The sequence below is a fragment of the Streptomyces collinus genome, from assembly GCF_031348265.1.
GTDB classification, from domain to species: Bacteria; Actinomycetota; Actinomycetes; order Streptomycetales; family Streptomycetaceae; genus Streptomyces; species Streptomyces collinus.
On sequence record NZ_CP133771.1, the window covers coordinates 711,871 to 729,523 of the forward strand.

The 17,653-nt window shown below is 73.1% G+C and carries 17 protein-coding genes; 8 read left to right on the top strand and 9 right to left on the bottom strand.

Features of this window, described 5'->3' with window-relative positions; all coding sequences use genetic code 11:
- Positions 1–465: 465 nt before the first annotated feature.
- Genes RFN52_RS03225 through hypE form a run of 7 tightly spaced genes read left to right on the top strand, consistent with a single transcriptional unit; the run spans position 466 to position 8,434 of the window.
- The gene (locus tag RFN52_RS03225) at positions 466–2,211 is read left to right on the top strand and encodes an enoyl-CoA hydratase-related protein (RefSeq protein ID WP_184842032.1); all 1,746 of its coding nucleotides are present in this window, start codon (positions 466–468) and stop codon (positions 2,209–2,211) included.
- On the top strand, positions 2,208–2,795 hold the full coding sequence (locus RFN52_RS03230) for a hydrogenase maturation protease (RefSeq protein WP_184842035.1): 588 nt from the start codon (positions 2,208–2,210) through the stop codon (positions 2,793–2,795). Before RFN52_RS03225 ends, RFN52_RS03230 begins: the two co-directional genes overlap by 4 nt.
- A 39-nt stretch (positions 2,796–2,834) precedes the next feature.
- A complete protein-coding gene (gene hypB / locus RFN52_RS03235) occupies positions 2,835–3,584 on the top strand; it encodes a hydrogenase nickel incorporation protein HypB (RefSeq protein WP_184842038.1) in 750 nt (249 codons plus the stop codon).
- Complete coding sequence (hypF, locus tag RFN52_RS03240; protein ID WP_184842041.1) at positions 3,581–5,893, top strand: carbamoyltransferase HypF; 2,313 nt, start codon at positions 3,581–3,583, stop codon at positions 5,891–5,893. The genes hypB and hypF overlap by 4 nt, the downstream gene beginning before the upstream one ends.
- A 3-nt stretch (positions 5,894–5,896) precedes the next feature.
- Positions 5,897–6,232: a HypC/HybG/HupF family hydrogenase formation chaperone gene (locus RFN52_RS03245; protein WP_229857049.1), complete on the top strand. Its 336-nt coding sequence runs from the start codon at positions 5,897–5,899 to the stop codon at positions 6,230–6,232.
- Positions 6,229–7,371: a hydrogenase formation protein HypD gene (gene hypD, locus RFN52_RS03250; RefSeq protein WP_184842044.1), complete on the top strand. Its 1,143-nt coding sequence runs from the start codon at positions 6,229–6,231 to the stop codon at positions 7,369–7,371. Before RFN52_RS03245 ends, hypD begins: the two co-directional genes overlap by 4 nt.
- Positions 7,364–8,434, top strand: coding sequence for a hydrogenase expression/formation protein HypE (gene hypE / locus RFN52_RS03255; protein ID WP_184842047.1), 1,071 nt, complete (start codon positions 7,364–7,366; stop codon positions 8,432–8,434). Before hypD ends, hypE begins: the two co-directional genes overlap by 8 nt.
- Before the next feature lie 57 nt (positions 8,435–8,491).
- Here the strand turns inward: hypE and hypA are convergent, their stop codons facing one another.
- The 9 genes from hypA to RFN52_RS03300 all read right to left on the bottom strand — a co-directional run bounded on the left by hypA (position 8,492) and on the right by RFN52_RS03300 (position 15,733).
- A complete protein-coding gene (hypA, locus tag RFN52_RS03260) occupies positions 8,492–8,842 on the bottom strand; it encodes a hydrogenase maturation nickel metallochaperone HypA (protein ID WP_184842050.1) in 351 nt (116 codons plus the stop codon).
- Between the two features lie 7 nt (positions 8,843–8,849).
- Positions 8,850–8,999: a hypothetical protein gene (locus tag RFN52_RS03265; RefSeq protein ID WP_184842053.1), complete on the bottom strand. Its 150-nt coding sequence runs from the start codon at positions 8,997–8,999 to the stop codon at positions 8,850–8,852.
- A 76-nt stretch (positions 9,000–9,075) separates the two neighbouring features.
- Positions 9,076–9,282 carry a hypothetical protein gene (locus RFN52_RS03270; protein ID WP_107460245.1) on the bottom strand — a complete coding sequence of 69 codons (207 nt, stop codon included), beginning with the start codon at positions 9,280–9,282 and terminating at the stop codon, positions 9,076–9,078.
- Between the two features lie 42 nt (positions 9,283–9,324).
- On the bottom strand, positions 9,325–9,921 hold the full coding sequence (locus RFN52_RS03275; RefSeq protein WP_184842056.1) for a DUF5947 family protein: 597 nt from the start codon (positions 9,919–9,921) through the stop codon (positions 9,325–9,327).
- Positions 9,918–10,469 (bottom strand): NifU-related iron-sulfur-binding protein, encoded by a 552-nt coding sequence (locus tag RFN52_RS03280; protein WP_184842059.1) that lies wholly within the window; start codon positions 10,467–10,469, stop codon positions 9,918–9,920. The genes RFN52_RS03275 and RFN52_RS03280 overlap by 4 nt, the downstream gene beginning before the upstream one ends.
- Positions 10,462–12,255 (bottom strand): nickel-dependent hydrogenase large subunit, encoded by a 1,794-nt coding sequence (locus RFN52_RS03285; RefSeq protein ID WP_184842062.1) that lies wholly within the window; start codon positions 12,253–12,255, stop codon positions 10,462–10,464. Before RFN52_RS03285 ends, RFN52_RS03280 begins: the two co-directional genes overlap by 8 nt.
- Positions 12,256–12,304: 49 nt before the next feature.
- The gene (locus RFN52_RS03290) at positions 12,305–13,393 is read right to left on the bottom strand and encodes an NADH-quinone oxidoreductase subunit B family protein (RefSeq protein WP_184842065.1); all 1,089 of its coding nucleotides are present in this window, start codon (positions 13,391–13,393) and stop codon (positions 12,305–12,307) included.
- 1 nt (position 13,394) lies between these two features.
- Complete coding sequence (locus tag RFN52_RS03295) at positions 13,395–15,071, bottom strand: hypothetical protein (protein ID WP_184842069.1); 1,677 nt, start codon at positions 15,069–15,071, stop codon at positions 13,395–13,397.
- A gap of 203 nt (positions 15,072–15,274) precedes the next feature.
- A complete protein-coding gene (locus RFN52_RS03300; protein ID WP_184842071.1) occupies positions 15,275–15,733 on the bottom strand; it encodes a DUF6069 family protein in 459 nt (152 codons plus the stop codon).
- Between the two features lie 169 nt (positions 15,734–15,902).
- Here RFN52_RS03300 and RFN52_RS03305 point away from each other — a divergent pair, with 169 nt between their 5' ends.
- Positions 15,903–17,579, top strand: a complete 1,677-nt coding sequence (locus RFN52_RS03305; RefSeq protein ID WP_184842074.1) for an NAD-dependent malic enzyme — start codon at positions 15,903–15,905, stop codon at positions 17,577–17,579.
- Positions 17,580–17,653 lie beyond the last annotated feature (74 nt).

Consider the following 17,653-nt stretch of genomic DNA (forward strand, 5'->3'; position numbering starts at 1 on the left):
GCGGTCCGGGGCGTCGGCCCCTGAGGGCAGGGCGGGGCAGGCGACGGCATCTCCAGGCCGAGCGCCCGGTCTCGGTGCGTGGCCGGCCGTCGTCGGCCAGGTCTCGCGCCATCGGCCCGGCCTCGCGCCTCGCCCCGGCCCCGTCCATAGCCGGCCCCCGTCGACCCGGCCTCGCGCCTCGCCCCGGCCCCGGTCCATCGCCGACCCCCGTCGCCCCGGCCTCGGCGCATGGCCGACCCCCGTCGGCCCGGGTGACGGGCGACAGGGTGTATCCCCCGGCCGGGCCGCACGGCCCTCGCAACCGACGGGCGAGGCAGCGCGGCCCGGCCGCGCGAGGCCCTGGCCTCCGGCGAAGCCCGGAAGCCCGCAGCACCCGCGTGCCCGTTCGGCCGGAAGCGCATGAGGGCCGCGAAACGCCGCCGTGGTCCTTCGCTGTCCTCCCCCTACGGGCGACCATGCCGTGTCATGGACATCTTGCTCGTCGCCAGCGCGTTCAACAGCCTGACCCAGCGTGTGTTCGCCGAACTGTCGGACGAGGGGCACCACGTGGACGTCGTGCTCGCCTCGCACGGCCCCGACGCGGTCCGGGCCGCCGTACGCGAGGGGTGCCCGGAGCTGATCGTCGCCCCGATGCTGAAGTCGGCCCTGCCGGAGGACGTGTGGCGGGAGCACACCTGCCTGATCGTGCATCCGGGGCCGCCCGGCGACCGGGGCCCGTCGTCGCTGGACTGGGCGATCGCCGAGGAGGCGTCCGAGTGGGGCGTGACGGTGCTCCAGGCCGAGGCGGCCATGGACGCGGGGGACGTGTGGGCGGACGGCACCTTCCCGGTGCCGCCGACGGGCAAGAGCGACATGTACCGCAACGAGGTGGCGGACGCCGCCACGGCCGCCGTGCTGCTGGCCGTGCGGCGCTACGCCGAGGGATCGTACAAGCCGCGCCCGCAGAGCGAACCCGGGGCCCACGTTCTGTGGCGGGACTACTTCCGCCAGGACCAGCGCCGGATCGACTGGGAGAACGACAGCACGGCGACAGTGCTGCGCAAGCTGCGCGGAGCCGACTCGCAGCCCGGCGTCCGGGACGAGATCTGCGGCCAGGAGGTGTTCCTGCACGGCGGGCACCCCGAGGACCGGCTGCGCGGGGAGCCCGGGGAATTGCTCGCGACCCGGGCCGGCGCGGTCTGCCGGGCCACCCGGGACGGCGCGGTGTGGATCCCGGAGCTGCGTCCACGCAAGAGCTCCGGTGACCCCGCGCCGTTCCGCCGCCCGGCGGCCTCGGTGCTCGCCGGGTTCCCGGCCCCGCCCGGCAGCGGCCCGGGCATGCCGGGTTCGTACGACCGCCCGTACTGGCTGCCCGAGATCGCCGCCCCGCTCGAACTGCCCCCGGAGCGCACCACCTGGACCGACATCCGCTACCGGCAGCGCGGGCAGGTCGGCTTCCTCGCCTTCTCGTTCCCCGGCGGGGCCATGAGCACCACCCACTGCCGCAGGCTGCTCGCCGCCTGGCGGTACGCCCTCACCCGCCCCACCTCGGTCCTGGTGCTCGGCGGCGCCCGCGACTTCTTCTCCAACGGCATCCACCTCAACGTCATCGAGGCGGCGGGCGACCCGGCGGGCGAGTCCTGGTCCAACCTGAACGCCATGAACGACCTGGTCGAGGCGGTGCTGCGCACCACCGACCGGCTGGTGGTGTCGGCCCTCGGCGGCAACGCGGCGGCGGGCGGCGTCATGCTCGCCCTGGCCGCCGACGAGGTCTGGTGCCGCACGGGCAGCGTCCTCAATCCGCACTACCGGAACATGGGCCTGTACGGATCGGAGTACTGGACGTACTCGCTGCCCCGCCGGGTGGGTGCCGAGACGGCCGAGCGGCTGACGACCGAGGCGTTGCCGGTGAGCTCCGCGACGGCCGAGCGCCTCGGGCTGGTGGACCGCCTGCTGCCCGTCGCGGCCCGGGAGTTCGCCCCCGAGGTCGAGCGCCTGGCCGCCGACCTGGCCGCGGACCCGGACCTTCCGCGCCGGATCACCGCCAAGCCCACGACCCGTCACGCGGACGAGCTGACGCGGCCCCTCGCCGAGTACCGGCGGGCCGAACTCGCCCAGATGCGGGCCGTCTTCTTCGACCCCGAGGCGCCCTATCACGCGCTGCGGTCCGCCTTCGTCCGCAAGCTCCCGAACGGCTCCGCCCGGCCGCTGGCCACCGGGGACGTGCGATGAGCGCGCGGCTGCTCGTGGCGGGGGTCGGCAACATCTTCCTCGCCGACGACGCCTTCGGCCCCGAGGTGATCCGCGCCCTGGACCAGGACCCGCTGCCGCCGGAGGTACGGGTGCGAGACTTCGGCATCCGCGGCATGGACCTGGCGTACGAACTGCTCGACGGCTACGACACGGCCGTCCTGGTCGACGCGTCCGTGCGGGGGCACGAGCCGGGCACACTGTCGCTGATCGAGCCGGACCTGCCCGACGGCTCCACGGCCGGCGCCCCGCCCGAGGCGCACGGCATGGACCCGGCGAAGGTCCTCGCCCTGGCCGCCCACCTGGGCGACGAGCCCCTCCCCCGCGTCCTGGTCCTGGCCTGTGAGCCCGAGCTGCGGGCACCCGCCGACGAGGACATCGCGCCGGGCATCAGCGCGACGGTGCGGGAGGCGGTCGGTCGGGCGGTCGCGGCGCTGCACACCATGGTGCCGGTGCTGCTCGCCGACCCGGCCGCCACGCCCCCGTTGAGCCGCCCGGACGAATCCGCACCCCTGTCGTCGGCCGGGCTGCCGGGCATGGTGAGCGGCGGCGCGGAGGATCGGTAGCGGAACGATTTCCCTACCGACCCGCGAGGAGCGGCGCCCATGTGCGATTCCGTGGACGAGGTCACCCGGGCCGTCCTGGCGAAGAACGACGGTCTGGCCGCGGACCTGCGTGAGACGTTGGCCCGGCGCGGTGTGAGCGTGGTCAACCTGCTGTCCAGCCCGGGCAGCGGCAAGACGGAACTGCTCGGGCGGGTGCTGGCCAGGGCGGTGGAGCGGAGTCTTCCGGTGGCCGCCCTCACCGCCGACCTGGCGACCGAGAACGACGCCGGCCGGCTGGCCCGTTCGGGCGCCCCGGTGAAGCAGCTGCTGACGGACGGCCTGTGCCATCTGGAGGCACGGCAGCTGCGCGGCCATGTGGAGAGCTGGCTGCCCGAGGGCACGTCACTGCTGTTCGTGGAGAACGTCGGCAATCTCGTCTGCCCCGCGTCCTACGACCTCGGCGAGAGCCTGCGGATCGTGCTCATGGCGGTGACGGAGGGCGAGGACAAGCCGCTGAAGTACCCCACGGCCTTCGGCTCCGCCCATCTCGTGGTGCTGACGAAGACCGATCTGGCCGGGCCGGCCGGGTTCGACGAGGCGGCTTTCGAGGCGAACGTCCAGCGGGTCAACCCGGGGGTGGAGGTGCTCCGCTCCTGCGCCCGCACCGGCGCCGGCGTCGACGCCCTGCTGGAACGCGTGCTGGCCGTCCGGGACGCGGCCCCGGCCCACCGGCCGCCCCTGGCACCCCGCCCCCACACCCACACCCACACCCACACCCACGAGGGCGCCGAAGCCGGCCTCGTCCCGTGACAGCGCCCGTCACCCGGGCCGTGCGCCGCCGCGTCACCGTGCGCGGCACCGTGCAGGGCGTGGGCTTCCGGCCCTTCGTGCACCGTCTCGCCACCGACCTCGCGCTCACGGGCTTCGTGAGCAACACGGCAAGCGGTGTCCTCATCGAGGTGGAGGGTCCGCCGGACGGCGTCGGCACCTTCTGCGACCGGCTGGCCGAGGAGGCCCCGCCGCTGGCCTCCGTCACCGGCGTCGGGGTCGAGGAACTGCCCGTCACCGGCGTCGACGGCACCTTCACCATCCGCGCCACCGACTGCTCCCCCGGCAGCACCCTCCTCCCGCCCGACACAGCGGCCTGCGCGGACTGCCTGCGCGAACTGGGCGATCCGGCCGACCGCCGGCACCGGCACCCGTTCGTCACCTGCACTCACTGCGGCCCCCGTTTCACCATCGCCACGGGCATGCCGTACGACCGGGCGGTCACGACCATGTCCGGATTCCCGATGTGCGGCGAGTGCGCCCGGGAGTACGGCGATCCCCTGGACCGGCGCTTCCACGCCCAGCCGGTGGCCTGCCCCGGGTGCGGTCCCCGGCTGCGTCTGGTGCCGGCGTCCGGGAGCGGGGTGCGCCCGGCGCGGGACGCCGAGGCGCTGGCATCGGCGCGTTTGCTGCTGACGGCCGGGCGGATCGTCGCCGTGAAAGGCCTCGGCGGCTACCACCTGGCCTGCGACGCCACCGACGCCCGGGCCGTCGACACCCTGCGCTCCCGCAAGGCACGCGGCGGCAAGCCGTTCGCGGTGATGTGCGCGGACCTCGACGAGGTACGGCGGATCGCCGAGGTCTCCCCGTCCGAACTGGCCGCCCTCACCGGCCCCCGGCGCCCCATCGTCCTGCTGCGCCGGCGCCCGGAGGCGAACGGTCTCGCGCCCGGCGTCTGCCCCGGCAGCCCGCACCTCGGCGTGCTGCTGCCCTACACGCCCGTGCACACCCTGCTGTTCGGCCTGCCCGGTGACCCGCCCGGCCCGCGCATGCTGGTCATGACGAGCGGCAACCGCTCCGGGGAGCCGATCGTCACGGACGACGACGAGGCGCTGACCCGGCTCGCCGGGCTGGCCGACGCCTGGCTCGCCCACGACCGGCCCATCGCCTCGCCCTGCGACGACTCCCTGCTGCGGGTGCGGCCCGACGGCACCGAGCAGGTGCTGCGCCGGTCCCGGGGGTACGTGCCCCGCCCGCTGCGACTGCCGGTCCCGGTGCGGCCCGCCCTCGCCGTGGGCGGCGACCTCAAGAACGCCCTGTGCCTCGGCGCGGGCGACCAGGCCTGGTTCGGGCCGCACATCGGCGACATGGGCGATCTGGCCACCCTGGAGGCGGCCCGGCGGGCGGACGCGCGGCTGCGCGGCCTGACCGGCGTGAGCCCCGAACTGGTCGCCGCGGACCGGCACCCCGGGTACCACTCGACGCGGTGGGCCGCCCGGCTGGCCGGACGTGCGCCCGTGCTGGTGCAGCACCACCACGCGCACATCGCCTCCGCGATGGCCGAGCACGGCCTCGACGGCACGACCCCGGTGATCGGTGTCGCCTTCGACGGCACGGGCTACGGCGACGACGGCACGGTCTGGGGCGGGGAGGTCCTCCTCGCCGGCTACACCGGCTTCCGGCGCTACGCCCGCCTCTCCCCCGCCCCGCTGCCCGGCGGCGACGCGGGCGTCGCCAACCCGTGCCGACTGGCCCTGGCCCGGCTGTGGGCGGCGGGGCTGCCGTGGGACGCGGACCTGCCGTGCGTGACCGCGTGCGCGCCGGACGAACGGGCCGTGCTCCAAAGGCAGTTGACCGGCGGTCTGGCCTGTGTGCCGACCTCCGGCATGGGCCGCCTCTTCGACGCCGTGTCGTCGCTGGCCGGCGTGTGCCACCGCGCGGGGTACGAGGCGCAGGCCGCGCTGGAGCTGGAGGCGGCGGCCGCTTCGGCGTGGGGCGCCGACACGGCCGCGTACGCCTTCGCCGGCGGACTCGACCCGGCACCCGTGCTCGGCGCCCTCATCACCGATCTGCGGCGCGGCACCCCGGCCGCCGTGCTCGCGGCCCGTTTCCACCGCGGCGTGGCGCGGGCGGTGGCGGAGGTCTGCCGGCGGGCGCGTCAGGACACCGGTCTGGCCACCGTCGCCCTCAGCGGCGGTGTGTTCGCCAACGCGCTGCTGGAGGAGGAGTGCGCGCGGCTGCTGGCCGAAGACGGCTTCGCGGTGCTCCGGCACGGCGAAGTCCCGCCCAACGACGGCGGGCTGGCCCTCGGCCAGCTGGTGGTCGCGGCGCACCTACGACAGGAGGAGTGACCCATGTGTTTGGCAGTGCCGGGCAAGGTCGTCGCCATCGACGACAGTGCCGAACCGCTCACCGGGCTGATCGACTTCGGCGGCGTGCAGAAGAAGGCGTGCCTGGAGTACGTGTCCGACGTGAAGGTGGGTGAGTACGTCATCGTGCACGTCGGCTTCGCGCTCCAGCGTCTGGACGAGGAGTCGGCCCTGGCCTCCCTGAAACTCTTCGAGGAACTGGGGCTGCTGGAGGAGGAGTTCGGGGACGCCTGGGAGCAGGCGGCCAAGGAGGCGGGCGACACCCTCGCGACAGAGCGTGCGGCGGCGGAGCCCCAGGACAGCGGGAGTGAGGCCCGGTGAAGTACATCGACGAGTTCAACGACCCCCAGCTGGCGCGGCGGCTGCTGGACGAGATCCGTGCCACCGCCACCCGGCCCTGGGCCCTGATGGAGGTGTGCGGCGGCCAGACCCACTCGATCATCCGGCACGGCATCGACCAACTGCTGCCCGAACAAGTCGAGTTGATCCACGGGCCCGGCTGCCCGGTCTGTGTCACGCCGCTGGAGGTCATCGACAAGGCGCTGGAGATCGCCTCGCGGCCCGGGGTGATCTTCTGCTCCTTCGGCGACATGCTCCGGGTGCCGGGCACCGACCGCGATCTGTTCCGGGTCAAGGGCGAGGGCGGCGACGTACGGGTGGTGTACTCGCCGCTGGACGCCCTGGAGCTGGCCCGCCGCAACCCGGACCGGGAGGTGGTGTTCTTCGCGATCGGCTTCGAGACCACCGCCCCGGCCAACGCGATGGCCGTGCACCAGGCGCGCAGGCTCGGCCTGTCCAACTTCAGCCTGCTGGTGTCGCACGTGCGGGTCCCCCCAGCCGTCGAGGCGATCATGACGGCGCCCGAGTGCCGGGTGCAGGGCTTCCTGGCCGCCGGGCACGTGTGCAGCGTGATGGGGATGGCCGAGTACCCGGAGCTGGCCGAGCGGTTCCGGGTGCCGATGGTGGTGACGGGCTTCGAGCCGCTGGACATCCTGGAGGGCATCCGCCGGGCGGTCCGCCAGCTGGAGCGCGGTGAGCACCGGGTGGAGAACGCCTACCCGCGTGCCGTGCGCGAGGAGGGCAACCCGGCCGCGGTGCGCATGATCGAGGAGGTCTTCGAGGTCACCGACCGGAACTGGCGCGGCATCGGGCGGATCCCGGCCAGCGGCTGGCGGCTGACCGACGCCTTCCGCGCGTACGACGCGGAGCACCGCTTCGACGTGAGCGGCATCCGTACCGAGGAGCCCGCCGAGTGCCGGGCCGGCGAGGTGCTGCAGGGTCTGATCAAGCCGACCGAGTGCGGCGCGTTCGGCACCACCTGCACCCCGCGCACCCCGCTCGGCGCCACCATGGTCTCCAGCGAGGGCGCCTGCGCGGCCTACTACCTCTACCGCCGGATGAACGCCCCGGCGCCGCAGGCCGGCGGCACCGCGCAGCAGGAGGTGACCCCCGTTGCCTGAGCGACTCTCCGAGGTGGTCGACCCGGCCAACTGGACCTGCCCCGCCCCGCTGCGCGACCAGGGGGTGGTGGTCATGGGGCACGGCGGCGGGGGTGCGCTGTCCGCGGAGCTGATGGAGCAGATCTTCACCCCGGCCTACGGCAACGCCACCCTGGCCGGGCTCGCCGACTCCGCCGTCCTCGAACTGGGCGGCGCGCGGCTGGCCTTCTCCACCGACTCCTACGTGGTCCGGCCGCTGTTCTTCCCCGGCGGCTGCCTCGGCGACCTCGCGGTCAACGGGACCGTCAACGACCTCGCGATGAGCGGTGCCGTGCCCGCGTACCTCTCGGCGGCCTTCGTCCTGGAGGAGGGCGTGCAGCTGTCGGTCGTCGAGCGGATCGCCCGCTCGATGGGGGCGGCTGCCGAGGCCGCCGGGGTCACGATCGCCACGGGTGACACCAAGGTGGTGGAGTCCGGGCACGGCGACGGCGTGTACGTCACCACCGCCGGTGTGGGGCTCGTACCCGCCGGGGTGGACGTCCGGCCGCAGCGTGCCCGGCCCGGTGACGCGGTGATCGTCAGCGGCCCGATCGGGCTGCACGGCGTGGCGATCATGAGCGTCCGGGAGGGGCTGGAGTTCGGGGTGGAGGTCGCCAGCGACACCGCGCCGCTGGCGGGCCTGGTGGCGGAGATGCTGGCCGTCACCCCGGACGTGCATGTGCTGCGCGACCCCACCAGGGGCGGCCTGGGCGCGTCCCTCAACGAGATCGCACGGGCCTCCGGGACCGGTGTCCGGCTGCAGGAGCGGGCGATCCCGGTGCCGGACGCGGTGGCGAACGCCTGTGGGTTCCTAGGGCTCGATCCGCTCTACGTGGCCAACGAGGGGCGGCTGGTCGCCTTCGTGCCGCCGTCGGAGGCGGAGGAGGTGCTGGCGGCGATGCGGGCCCATCCGCAGGGTGCCGGGGCGACGCTGATCGGTGAGTGCGTCGCCGAGCACCCGGGGATGGTGGTGGTCGCCACCGGGCTCGGCGGGACGCGGGTGGTGGACCTGCCGCTCGGGGAGCAGCTGCCGCGCATCTGCTGACCGCCGGACAGGACGAAGGGCCCCGCCGGTGGATCGGCGGGGCCCTTCGCCTGTTGGCTACACCGGTACCGGTTCGATCCCGGCGATCTCCAGTTCCCGGCCGCTGCGCAGGTCGCTGGAGGGCTGGTCGCAGCGCGGGCACCAGAAGAACGGGGGCATGCCCACCGGGAACTCCTCGGCGCACGGGCCGCACCAGGCCTGCGCGGGGATCTGCTCGACGACGAGCCGGGCCCCGGCGAGGGCGGTGCCGTCGCGGGCCACCTCGAAGGCGAAGTCCAGGGCGTCGGGGACGACGCCGGCCAGTTCGCCGACCCGGACGGTCACCTTCGAGACGGCGCCCGTCCCGTCCGCCCGGGCCAGTTCGTCGGCCCGCTCGATGATCGCGGTCGCGATCGACAGTTCGTGCACGGCCGGCTCACGGGTAGCGGTTGCCGGCGCGGAATCCGCCGGCCATCCGCCAGAGCCGCACCTCGCGCCTCAGGCTGGGCCACTCCCAGCACAGCAGGGCCAGGGCCACACCGCCCACCACGACGGCCTCGGCCTTCAGCACCCGCTGTCCGCTCATTGCGCCCCGCCTGCGCGCGACGGGTCTGCGTACTCGTTTCATCGCAGTGACTCCCTGCTCGTTCTCATCACGGTGTTCATCCCGGCGAGATGTTCGGCATGGTCTCCGCGAGGGCGTCATGCCGCTTCCAGTGGATGCCTGTGGAGCGGCGCGCGTCGGCGGTGCCGTCCTCGTGGTGGCCCTTCTGCTGCTCGCGCGGGCCCTTGTTGCCCTGGTGCATGCCGGCGACATGCCGGGGGGTGTCGGGCTTCGCCTGGGGCCGGCCCACTCTGATGCTGCCCATGGGATGTTCTCCTTCCTCGCCTCCGACCTGCGGAGTGCGTGGCTATGACCGCTCGGTGAGGTCCTCGAAGAACTGCTCGACGGCCGGCCAGATCCGGCCGCCGCCGGACAGGCCGCGCCACTCCCGGCGCACGACGGCGATCATCCGGTAGCAGTCGTCGATCGGCACGATCCAGTGCTCGTCGAGGCCGTGGACGGTGTTCACCAGGAGGGCCTCCACCTCGGGTTCCACGGTTGCGAGCTGCGGACACGTCCTGGCCAGCTCCTGCCAGGCCGCCGTTTCCACCTCCCACCGCATGGCTCCCGCGGGGCTCGGGCCCTCGGCGGTGACGGTGCCGTCCGCCCGGGGCACGAAGAAGACCAGGCCGACGGGTACGCCCAGGACGGCCGTGTCGACCTTGGCCAGCCGGAGCCGGCGCCGGGGCACGAGCCGGTACTGGCCGTCCCCCGCCGCCGCGTCGGCGAACAGCACCGAGCAGGGGCCGCAGGCGCAGCGCACCTCCTCCTGCCCGGTGTCGTACAGGTGGGCGTGCTCGTCGGCGACCGGTGCGGCGCACAGGTCGCACACCTCCGTCCGGGCCGCCGCGGTGCGGTCGGCCGAGGAGCGGATGAGGCGGGCCAGTGCCCCGTCGGTGGTCACGGTGCGCTCCGGAGCGTCAGCGTGGTCAGCGGGACGAAGGCGGGGGCCGTCTCGGTCAGGGGCTCCACCGCCGTCAGCTCGGGCGCCGCGGCGAGCACCGCCGCGCGGACCGCGTCGGAAACCTCGTCACCTCCGCCGCCGCAGCCGGACCCGCATCCGCCGCCGCCCGTGGTCAGACGCACCCGGGCGACCTGCCCCTCCACCCCGGCCCACTCCACGTCGCCGCCGCGTTCCTGTACGGCGGGCCGCAGCCGTTCGACCGCGCGTGCCGCCCGCCGTTCGGCGGGCTCGGGGTGGATGTCGTGCAGCACCAGCAGGTGCCCGAGCAGTTCGTCCTCGGCGAGGCGCTCGGCCACCCGCTCGTCCGCGTGGTCCATGACGCGCGCCAGGGCCTCGCCGTAGACCTCGGTCAGCAGGGCCACAGCTTCGGTCGCGGAGCGTGTCGTGGGGCCGGGCGCGGATTCGAGGCCTTCCAGCAGCTCGTCGAGCCGGCCGAGGCGGGCCTCGACGTCCGGGTCCGCCAGCCGTGCGCCGGGGGCCTCAGCCATGGTTCGCCCCGTACGTCGGCGAGTGCAGCGTGGTCAGCGTCTTGCCCTTGCCGACGTACATGTGCACACCGCACGGCAGACAGGGGTCGAAGCTACGGACCGTGCGCATGATGTCGACGCCCTTGAAGTCGTCCGGCCCGTTCTCCTCGAAGATGGGCTGGCCCTGGACGGCGTCCTCGTACGGGCCGGGGGTGCCGTACATGTCGCGGGGGCTGGCGTTCCACGGGGTGGGCGGGTACGGGTGGTAGTTGGCGATCTTCTTGTCCTTGATCACCAGGTGGTGGGAGAGGACGCCGCGCACCGCTTCGTGGAAGCCGCAGCCGATCGCCTCGTCGGGCACCTCGTAGTTCTCGAACACCTTGGTCTCGCCCGCGCGCACCATGCCCATGGCCTCTTCGAGGAACTGCAGGGCCATGGCGGCCGCGTAGGCGACGAAGTACGGCCGGGCGCGGTCGCGTTCGATGGTGTTGCTCCACTGCGGGATGCGCCACTCCAGGGTGGTCTCCGGCAGCGACTCGCCCTTGGGCAGGGAGATGCGCACGCTGTGGCCGGTGGCCTTGATGTACGGGGTGTCGACCAGGCCGCTGAGCGCCGTCGACCACAGGCGGGCGAGGGGGCCGCCGCCGGTGTCGAGGGCGAGGTGGTCGCCGGTGCGCTGGTCGAGCCAACGGGGGCTCATCACCCAGCTGTACTTGTCGTCGAAGTCGCGCTTCTGCGGCACCGGGACGGTCGTCTGGTTCCACGGGTGGCGCATGTCGACGGGGTTGCCGAGCGGGTCGTGGGTGACGAAGGGGTCCTCGTTGACCCAGTCCTCGTAGTAGGAACTGCCCAGCATGATGCGCAGGCCGAGGTTGATGTCGACGAGGTTGTTGGTGACCAGTTCGCCGTCCACGATGATGCCGGGGGTGACGTACATCGCCTTGCCCCAGGTGTTCATGGTCTCGTAGCGGTAGTCGACGACCTTGGGGTCCTGGAAGGCGCCCCAGCAGCCCAGCAGGGTGCGGCGGCGGCCGACCTCCTCGTAGCCGGGCAGCGCCTCGTAGAAGAAGTCGAAGACGTCGTCGTTCATGGCGACGGCCTTCTTCACGAAGTCGATGACCCGCATCAGGCGGCTGAGGTAGTCGGTGAAGACGGTCGGCTGCGGCATCGTGCCGACGCCGCCCGGGTACAGCGTGGAGGGGTGGACGTGCCGTCCCTCCATCAGGCAGAACATCTCGCGGGTGACCCGGCTGACCTTCAGGGCCTCCTTGTAGACCTCGCCCTCGAAGGGGTTGAAGGCCTTCATGATGTCGGCGATCGTGCGGTAGCCGTGGATCTCGCCGCGGGGTGCCTCGGTACGCTCGGCGCGGGCCAGGACACCGGGGTTGGTGGCCTTGACCATGGCCTCGCAGAAGTCCACGAAGACCAGGTTGTCCTGGAAGATCGTGTGGTCGAACATGTACTCGGCGGCCTCGCCGAGGTTGACGATGTGCTCGGCCAGCGGGGGCGGCTTGACGCCGTAGGCCATCTGCTGGGCGTAGTCGGAGCAGGTGGTGTGGTTGTCGCCGCAGATGCCGCAGATCCGGGACGTGATGAACCCGGCGTCGCGCGGGTCCTTGCCCTTCATGAACACCGAGTAGCCGCGGAAGAGCGACGAGGTGCTGTGGCATTCGACGACTTCCCGGTTGGCGAAGTCGATCTTCGTGTAGATGCCCAGGTTCCCGATGATCCGGGTGATCGGGTCCCAGGACATGTCCACGAGCTGTGGCGGCTTGCGGTCCGTGGGCCGGGCCTCGGTGGTGGTCATCTGCGGTACTGCCCCTCGCTGTCGGTGGTGGGTGGGGTCGCGGGTTTCATCAGGGGCGCCAGCGCGGGTCGTAACCGCTGGTCAGCTTGCGCTTGTTGTGGCGCCACTTGGGCTCGTGGTTGACGAGTTCGTTGGTCATGCCGCGCAGCCTGCTGATGACGGCTCCGTACGGCTTGACGGCGAGGGACGACAGGGTGCTGCCCGGGGGCTCGTCCATGAACGGCATGAACGCGTCGGGGAAGCCGGGCATCGTGCAGCCGATGCAGATGCCGCCGACGTTGGGGCAGCCGCCGATGCCGGCCATCCAGCCGCGTTTGGGCACGTTGCAGTTGACGACCGGACCCCAGCAACCCGTCTTGACCAGGCACTTGGGCGAGTTGTAGTCCTTGGCGAAGTTGGCCTGCTCGTAGTACGAGCCGCGGTCGCAGCCCTCGTGGACGGTCTTCCCGAACAGCCACTGCGGGCGGAGCATGTGGTCGAGCGGCGGCGGGGGTGCGGAGCCGGCCGCGTGGTAGAGAACCCAGATCAGGGTCTCCATGAAGTTCTCGGGCTGGATCGGGCAGCCGGGCACGTTGACGACGGGCAGGCCGGCCTGGGAGGTGTAGTCCCAGCCCAGGTAGTCGGCCAGGCCCATGCAGCCCGTGGGGTTGCCGGACATGGCGTGGATGCCGCCGAAGGTGGCGCAGGTGCCGGCGGCGACCACCGCCCAGGCCTTGGGGGCCAGTTGGTCGATCCACCAGTTGAGCGTCTGCGGCTCGCCGGTCTCCGGGTCGTTGCCGAAGGACGTCCAGTAGCCGTCGCCCTCGATGATGTTCTGGTTGGGGATCGAGCCCTCGATGACGAGGATGAACGGGCCCAGTTCGCCGCGTACGGCCGCCCGGTAGGGCGCGAGGAAGTCCTCGCCGCCCAGGCTGGGCGAGAGCACCTTGTTGACCAGGTTCACCTTCGGCAAACCCGGGATCAGCCCGAGCACCAGGTCCTCGATGGAGGGCTGGTCGGCGGCGGTGAGCGAGACGGTGTCGCCGTCACAGCTCATGCCCTCGGAGATCCAGAGGATGTGGATCTCGTCTATGCCCTGCCGGTCCTCGGACCGTTCGGGTTCCTTGCTGACTTCGGCGGTGCTGCTGTGGGTGGTCATGTCACTCGGCCTCCGCTGCGGGGGTCTCGGAGTCGGACGTGTGCCGCGCCGGAGCTGCGGCGGGAGCCGGTGCCGACGGCTCGTCCGGGAATCCGGCGGGCCCGAGGGGTTCGAGCTCGTCGGGCCGGAAGTAGTGGAAGCGGCCGTACCAGTTGTTGAGTTCGGCGGCCGGGTCGTCGTCGAGGGTGACGGCGAGGTGCACGCTGCCGTCCACGTCGTGGAAGACGGCGGCGACTTCGGCGGTGCGCCCGGCCAGGAACATGTCCTGGGCGTCGGCGCCACGTCCCCGGGGGCGGAGCCGGACCCGGCTGCCGCCGCCGAGGGGGACGCCGTCGACGAGCACGGTGTCGCTGGCCGGGGAGAGCCCGTCGTCGGCACCCTCCTGCCACCAGGCGGGGCGGTCGGCGGGTGCGGTGGGGGTGGCCGGGGCCGGAGAGCCGGCAGCGCCGGACAGCCGGTCGGCGGGCGTCGCGGCGAGGGTGACCGGTGCGCCGGACAGCCGGTCCGCGGGCGTCGCGGCGAGGGTGCCCGGTGCCGGAGAGCCGACGGCATCAGGAAGCCGGCCGGCGCGCGCCGTCGGGGTGGCCGGTGTCAGGGAGCGGACGGCGCCGTGCAGTCGTTCGAAGACCTCCTGCGGCATGGTGTCGACCCGGTCGAGGATGGCCGCGGCCCGCGGGTCGGTGGCCCGCGCCTCGCGTTTCTCCTCGTCGGTCAGCAGCATCGTGCGCAGGGTGAGGATCTCGTCGATCTCCGCGGCGTCGTGCAGGTCGCCCGGGCTTTCGGGGGCGACCTGGGGGTGGTCGGGCAGGATGATCGGCGCGGACAGCACGACGGGTCCGGTGTCGCCGGCCTCGCCGCCGAGCACGGGGAAGGTGAACTCGTTGCGGCACGCGCGCACGGGTGCTTCCAGGCCGGCCGGAGGATCGATCAGCGAGACGAACTCCGCCCCGTCGCCGCCGAGGAGGGTGTGGGTGGCGATGAGGGCCCGGCGCAGCGCCTCGTCGCGGGTGGTGCGCGGTGGCGGGGCGGGCGCGGTGTTGGTGGTCCGTACGCGGATCCGGCAGAGGTCGTCGGAGAGCCGGTCGGCGGTGACGGTGGTCTCGGCCCGGAGCTCCTCGCGGGTGCGCACCACCCGCCCGGCGCCTTCCGGCAGTGTCTCGACGTCCTCACCTGCCGCGGCGCCCACCGCGAAGGTGTGTCCGCCCCGCAGGAGTTCGTCGAGCGGAACCTCCACCTCGCACTCGCGTGGCAGGGCCTCGTCGAAGGTCAGATGTACCGTGCCGTCGCCGGTGCGCAGGGACTCGACGGGGCGGTGGCCTGCTTCCTGCACCTGCTTGCGCTGCATCTGCAGGTGGCGCACGCGTACCCGGACGCGGGCGCTGCCAGGCTGCCGCACCCGCAGCAGGCACTCGGTCTGCTGGTACCAGGAGTCGGCGGAGCCGGAGACGCCGGGCGTGACGGGGCCGTCCGCCTCCACCCAGTCCCGGGGGAACAGCACGCCGAACTGCCAGCGGACGCGGTTCTTGGTGGAGGAGCGGCGGTAGGGATAGAGGAGGTAGCCCTCGTAGAGGACGGCGTCGGCGACGGAGCCGAGCTGCTCGAAGACGCCCGGGGACGGGCCGGTGCCGCCCCTCGGGGCAGCGCTCTTCGTGCCGCCCTCGGCCCATGCTGCCGCCATCGCGCCTCCTCGTCCCTGGGTGCACACGCATCCCTTCCACCACGGTCACACCGTTCATCGACGGTCGCCTCCTGCGGCGCAGTGGGATTGGGCCGTTCGGGGTGGCGGGCAGGGGACGGCGCGGGACGGGAGCACAGCGACGGGCCCGTCAGCGCCGAGGCGCGACGGGCCCGTGTCGGTGACGTGGAGGGGGTGGGGCGTGTTCAGCGCCGCACGTAGGAGAGCCTGCGCGCCAGCAGCGGGACGACGACCGCGGCGGCCACCACATGGGACGCGGCGAGGACGATCTGGGTGGACGTGGCGGTGTGCGGGGCGACGGCCGGGCCGGCGAGGGACAGTGCGGTGAGGGCGACGGTGGTCACGGTGAAGGTGCGGGCGGGCTGCCTGGCCCAGCGGGCGAGGACGACCGCGAGGACGATTCCGGCGACCGACCAGAACACCACCCCGCCGAAGAAGCCGCCGACCGGGATCTCCGCGGCCTCCGTGGCCCCGGGGCTCGCGGCTTCCATCGGGACACCGGCGGCCCGCGCGACGAGCGCGAACGCCTCCGTCACGACGGCTCCGGCGAGGGTGGCCAGAATGCCGACCAGCCACACGGGGCGTGTGGAGAGAAGGCCGGACGGGGTCCGCGGGGCCTGGGCCTGAGGTGTCGTCACACTCATGTCACTGTCTCCTGAGGGGCGTTGGGGCGCGGTGGGCCGTACGGAGAGGTAGACCGGACGGCGGTGCGGAACTCATCGGTGGCCGGGGGACGTTTCCAGGGGGCCGGTATTCATCCGGATGGCACACGTCACCCGCACGAACCGGCGCGTCACGGGAAGGCGTTACCTCATGGATCAGCCCACACATCACCCCCGCCCCACCACCAGCCCCGCCGTGACGACCCTGGCCGACCCCCTGGTCAACCGGGGCACCGCCTTCAGCCGGCGCGAACGCGAGGAGCTGGGCATCGACGGGCTGCTGCCGCCCGCCGTGGAGAGCCTGGACGAGCAGGTCGCCCGCGCCTACGAGGCGTTCCACGGCTACGACAAGCCCCTCAACCGGCACATCTACCTGCGGCAGCTCCAGGACACCAACGAGGTCCTCTTCTACCGCCTGGTCACCGAGTACCTGGAGGAACTGCTGCCCGTCGTCTACACGCCGACGGTGGGTGAGGCCTGCCAGAAGTTCAGCGAGATCTACCGGCGGCCGCGCGGTCTGTTCCTGACCTGGGAGGACCGGCACCGCTTCCGGGACATCCTGCGCAACCGCCCGCACCGGGACCACGACGTGGACGTCATCGTCGTCACCGACGGGCAGCGCATCCTCGGCCTGGGCGACCAGGGGGTCGGCGGAATGGGCATCCCGATCGGCAAGCTCAGCCTCTACACGGCCATCGGCGGCATCCACCCCGCCCGCACCCTGCCGATCCTGCTGGACGTCGGCACCGACAACGAGACGCTGCTCGACAACCCCCGCTACCTGGGCCGGCGCGACCGGCGGCTGACCGGCGCCGAATACGACGAGATGATCGAGGCGTTCGTCTCGGCGGTCGAGGCGGAGCTGCCCGGGACACTGCTGCAGTGGGAGGACTTCGCCACCGCACACGCCCACCCGATCCTCGCCCGCTACCGCGACCGGCTGCTCACGTTCAACGACGACATCCAGGGCACCGCCGCCGTCACGCTCGGCGCCCTGTCCACCGCGGCGAACGTGGCCGGCACGCCGCTGCCCGAGCAGCGCGTGGTGATCCTGGGCGCGGGGTCGGCCGCCATCGGCGTCGCCGACATGATCCGTACGGCCATGATCGACGAAGGCCTGCCGGAGGACGAGGCCACGGCCCGGTTCTGGATCCTCGACGTCGACGGCCTGCTGGTGTCCTCTCGCTCCGAACTGACCCCGCAGCAGCGGGTGTTCGCTCGGGACGAGGGCGAGGTGGCCGACTGGGACGGCACCGGTCTCGCCGAAGTGGTGCGCCGCGTGGAGCCGACGGCGCTCATCGGGCTGTCGACGGCACACGGCGCGTTCACCGAGGAGATCGTGCGGCAGATGGCCTCGACCTGCGAACGGCCCGTGGTCTTCCCGCTCTCCAACCCCACCTCGCACTCCGAGGCCGAGCCCGCGGACCTCACCCGCTGGACCGACGGGCGGGCACTGATCGCCACCGGCTCGCCCTTCCCGCCGTTGACGGTCGACGGGCACGAGGTGCCGGTGGCGCAGTCGAACAACGTGTACGTCTTCCCTGCCATGGGCCTCGCGGTGACCGCGAGCCGGGCCGCCCGGGTCACCGACCGCATGCTCGTGGCCGCAGCCCGGGCCGTCGCTCGGTGCGCCGTGCGGGCGGCGGACGGCGACGACGGCCCCGTGCCGCTGCTGCCGCCGCTGGCCGGGATGCGGGAGTCCGCCCGCGAGATCGCCCTGGCCGCGGCCCTCGCCGCCGTCGAGGACGGGGTGGCCCCGCAGGCCACGGAGGAAGAACTCCGCGAGGCGGTCGCCCGGGCGCAGTGGGAGCCGCGTTACGCGGACTAGGGCGCTCGAAGAGCAAAACGGGCACAAGCTCGAAGCCGGTCTCCACCTGCGCGCCTCGATGATCTGGATCAAGG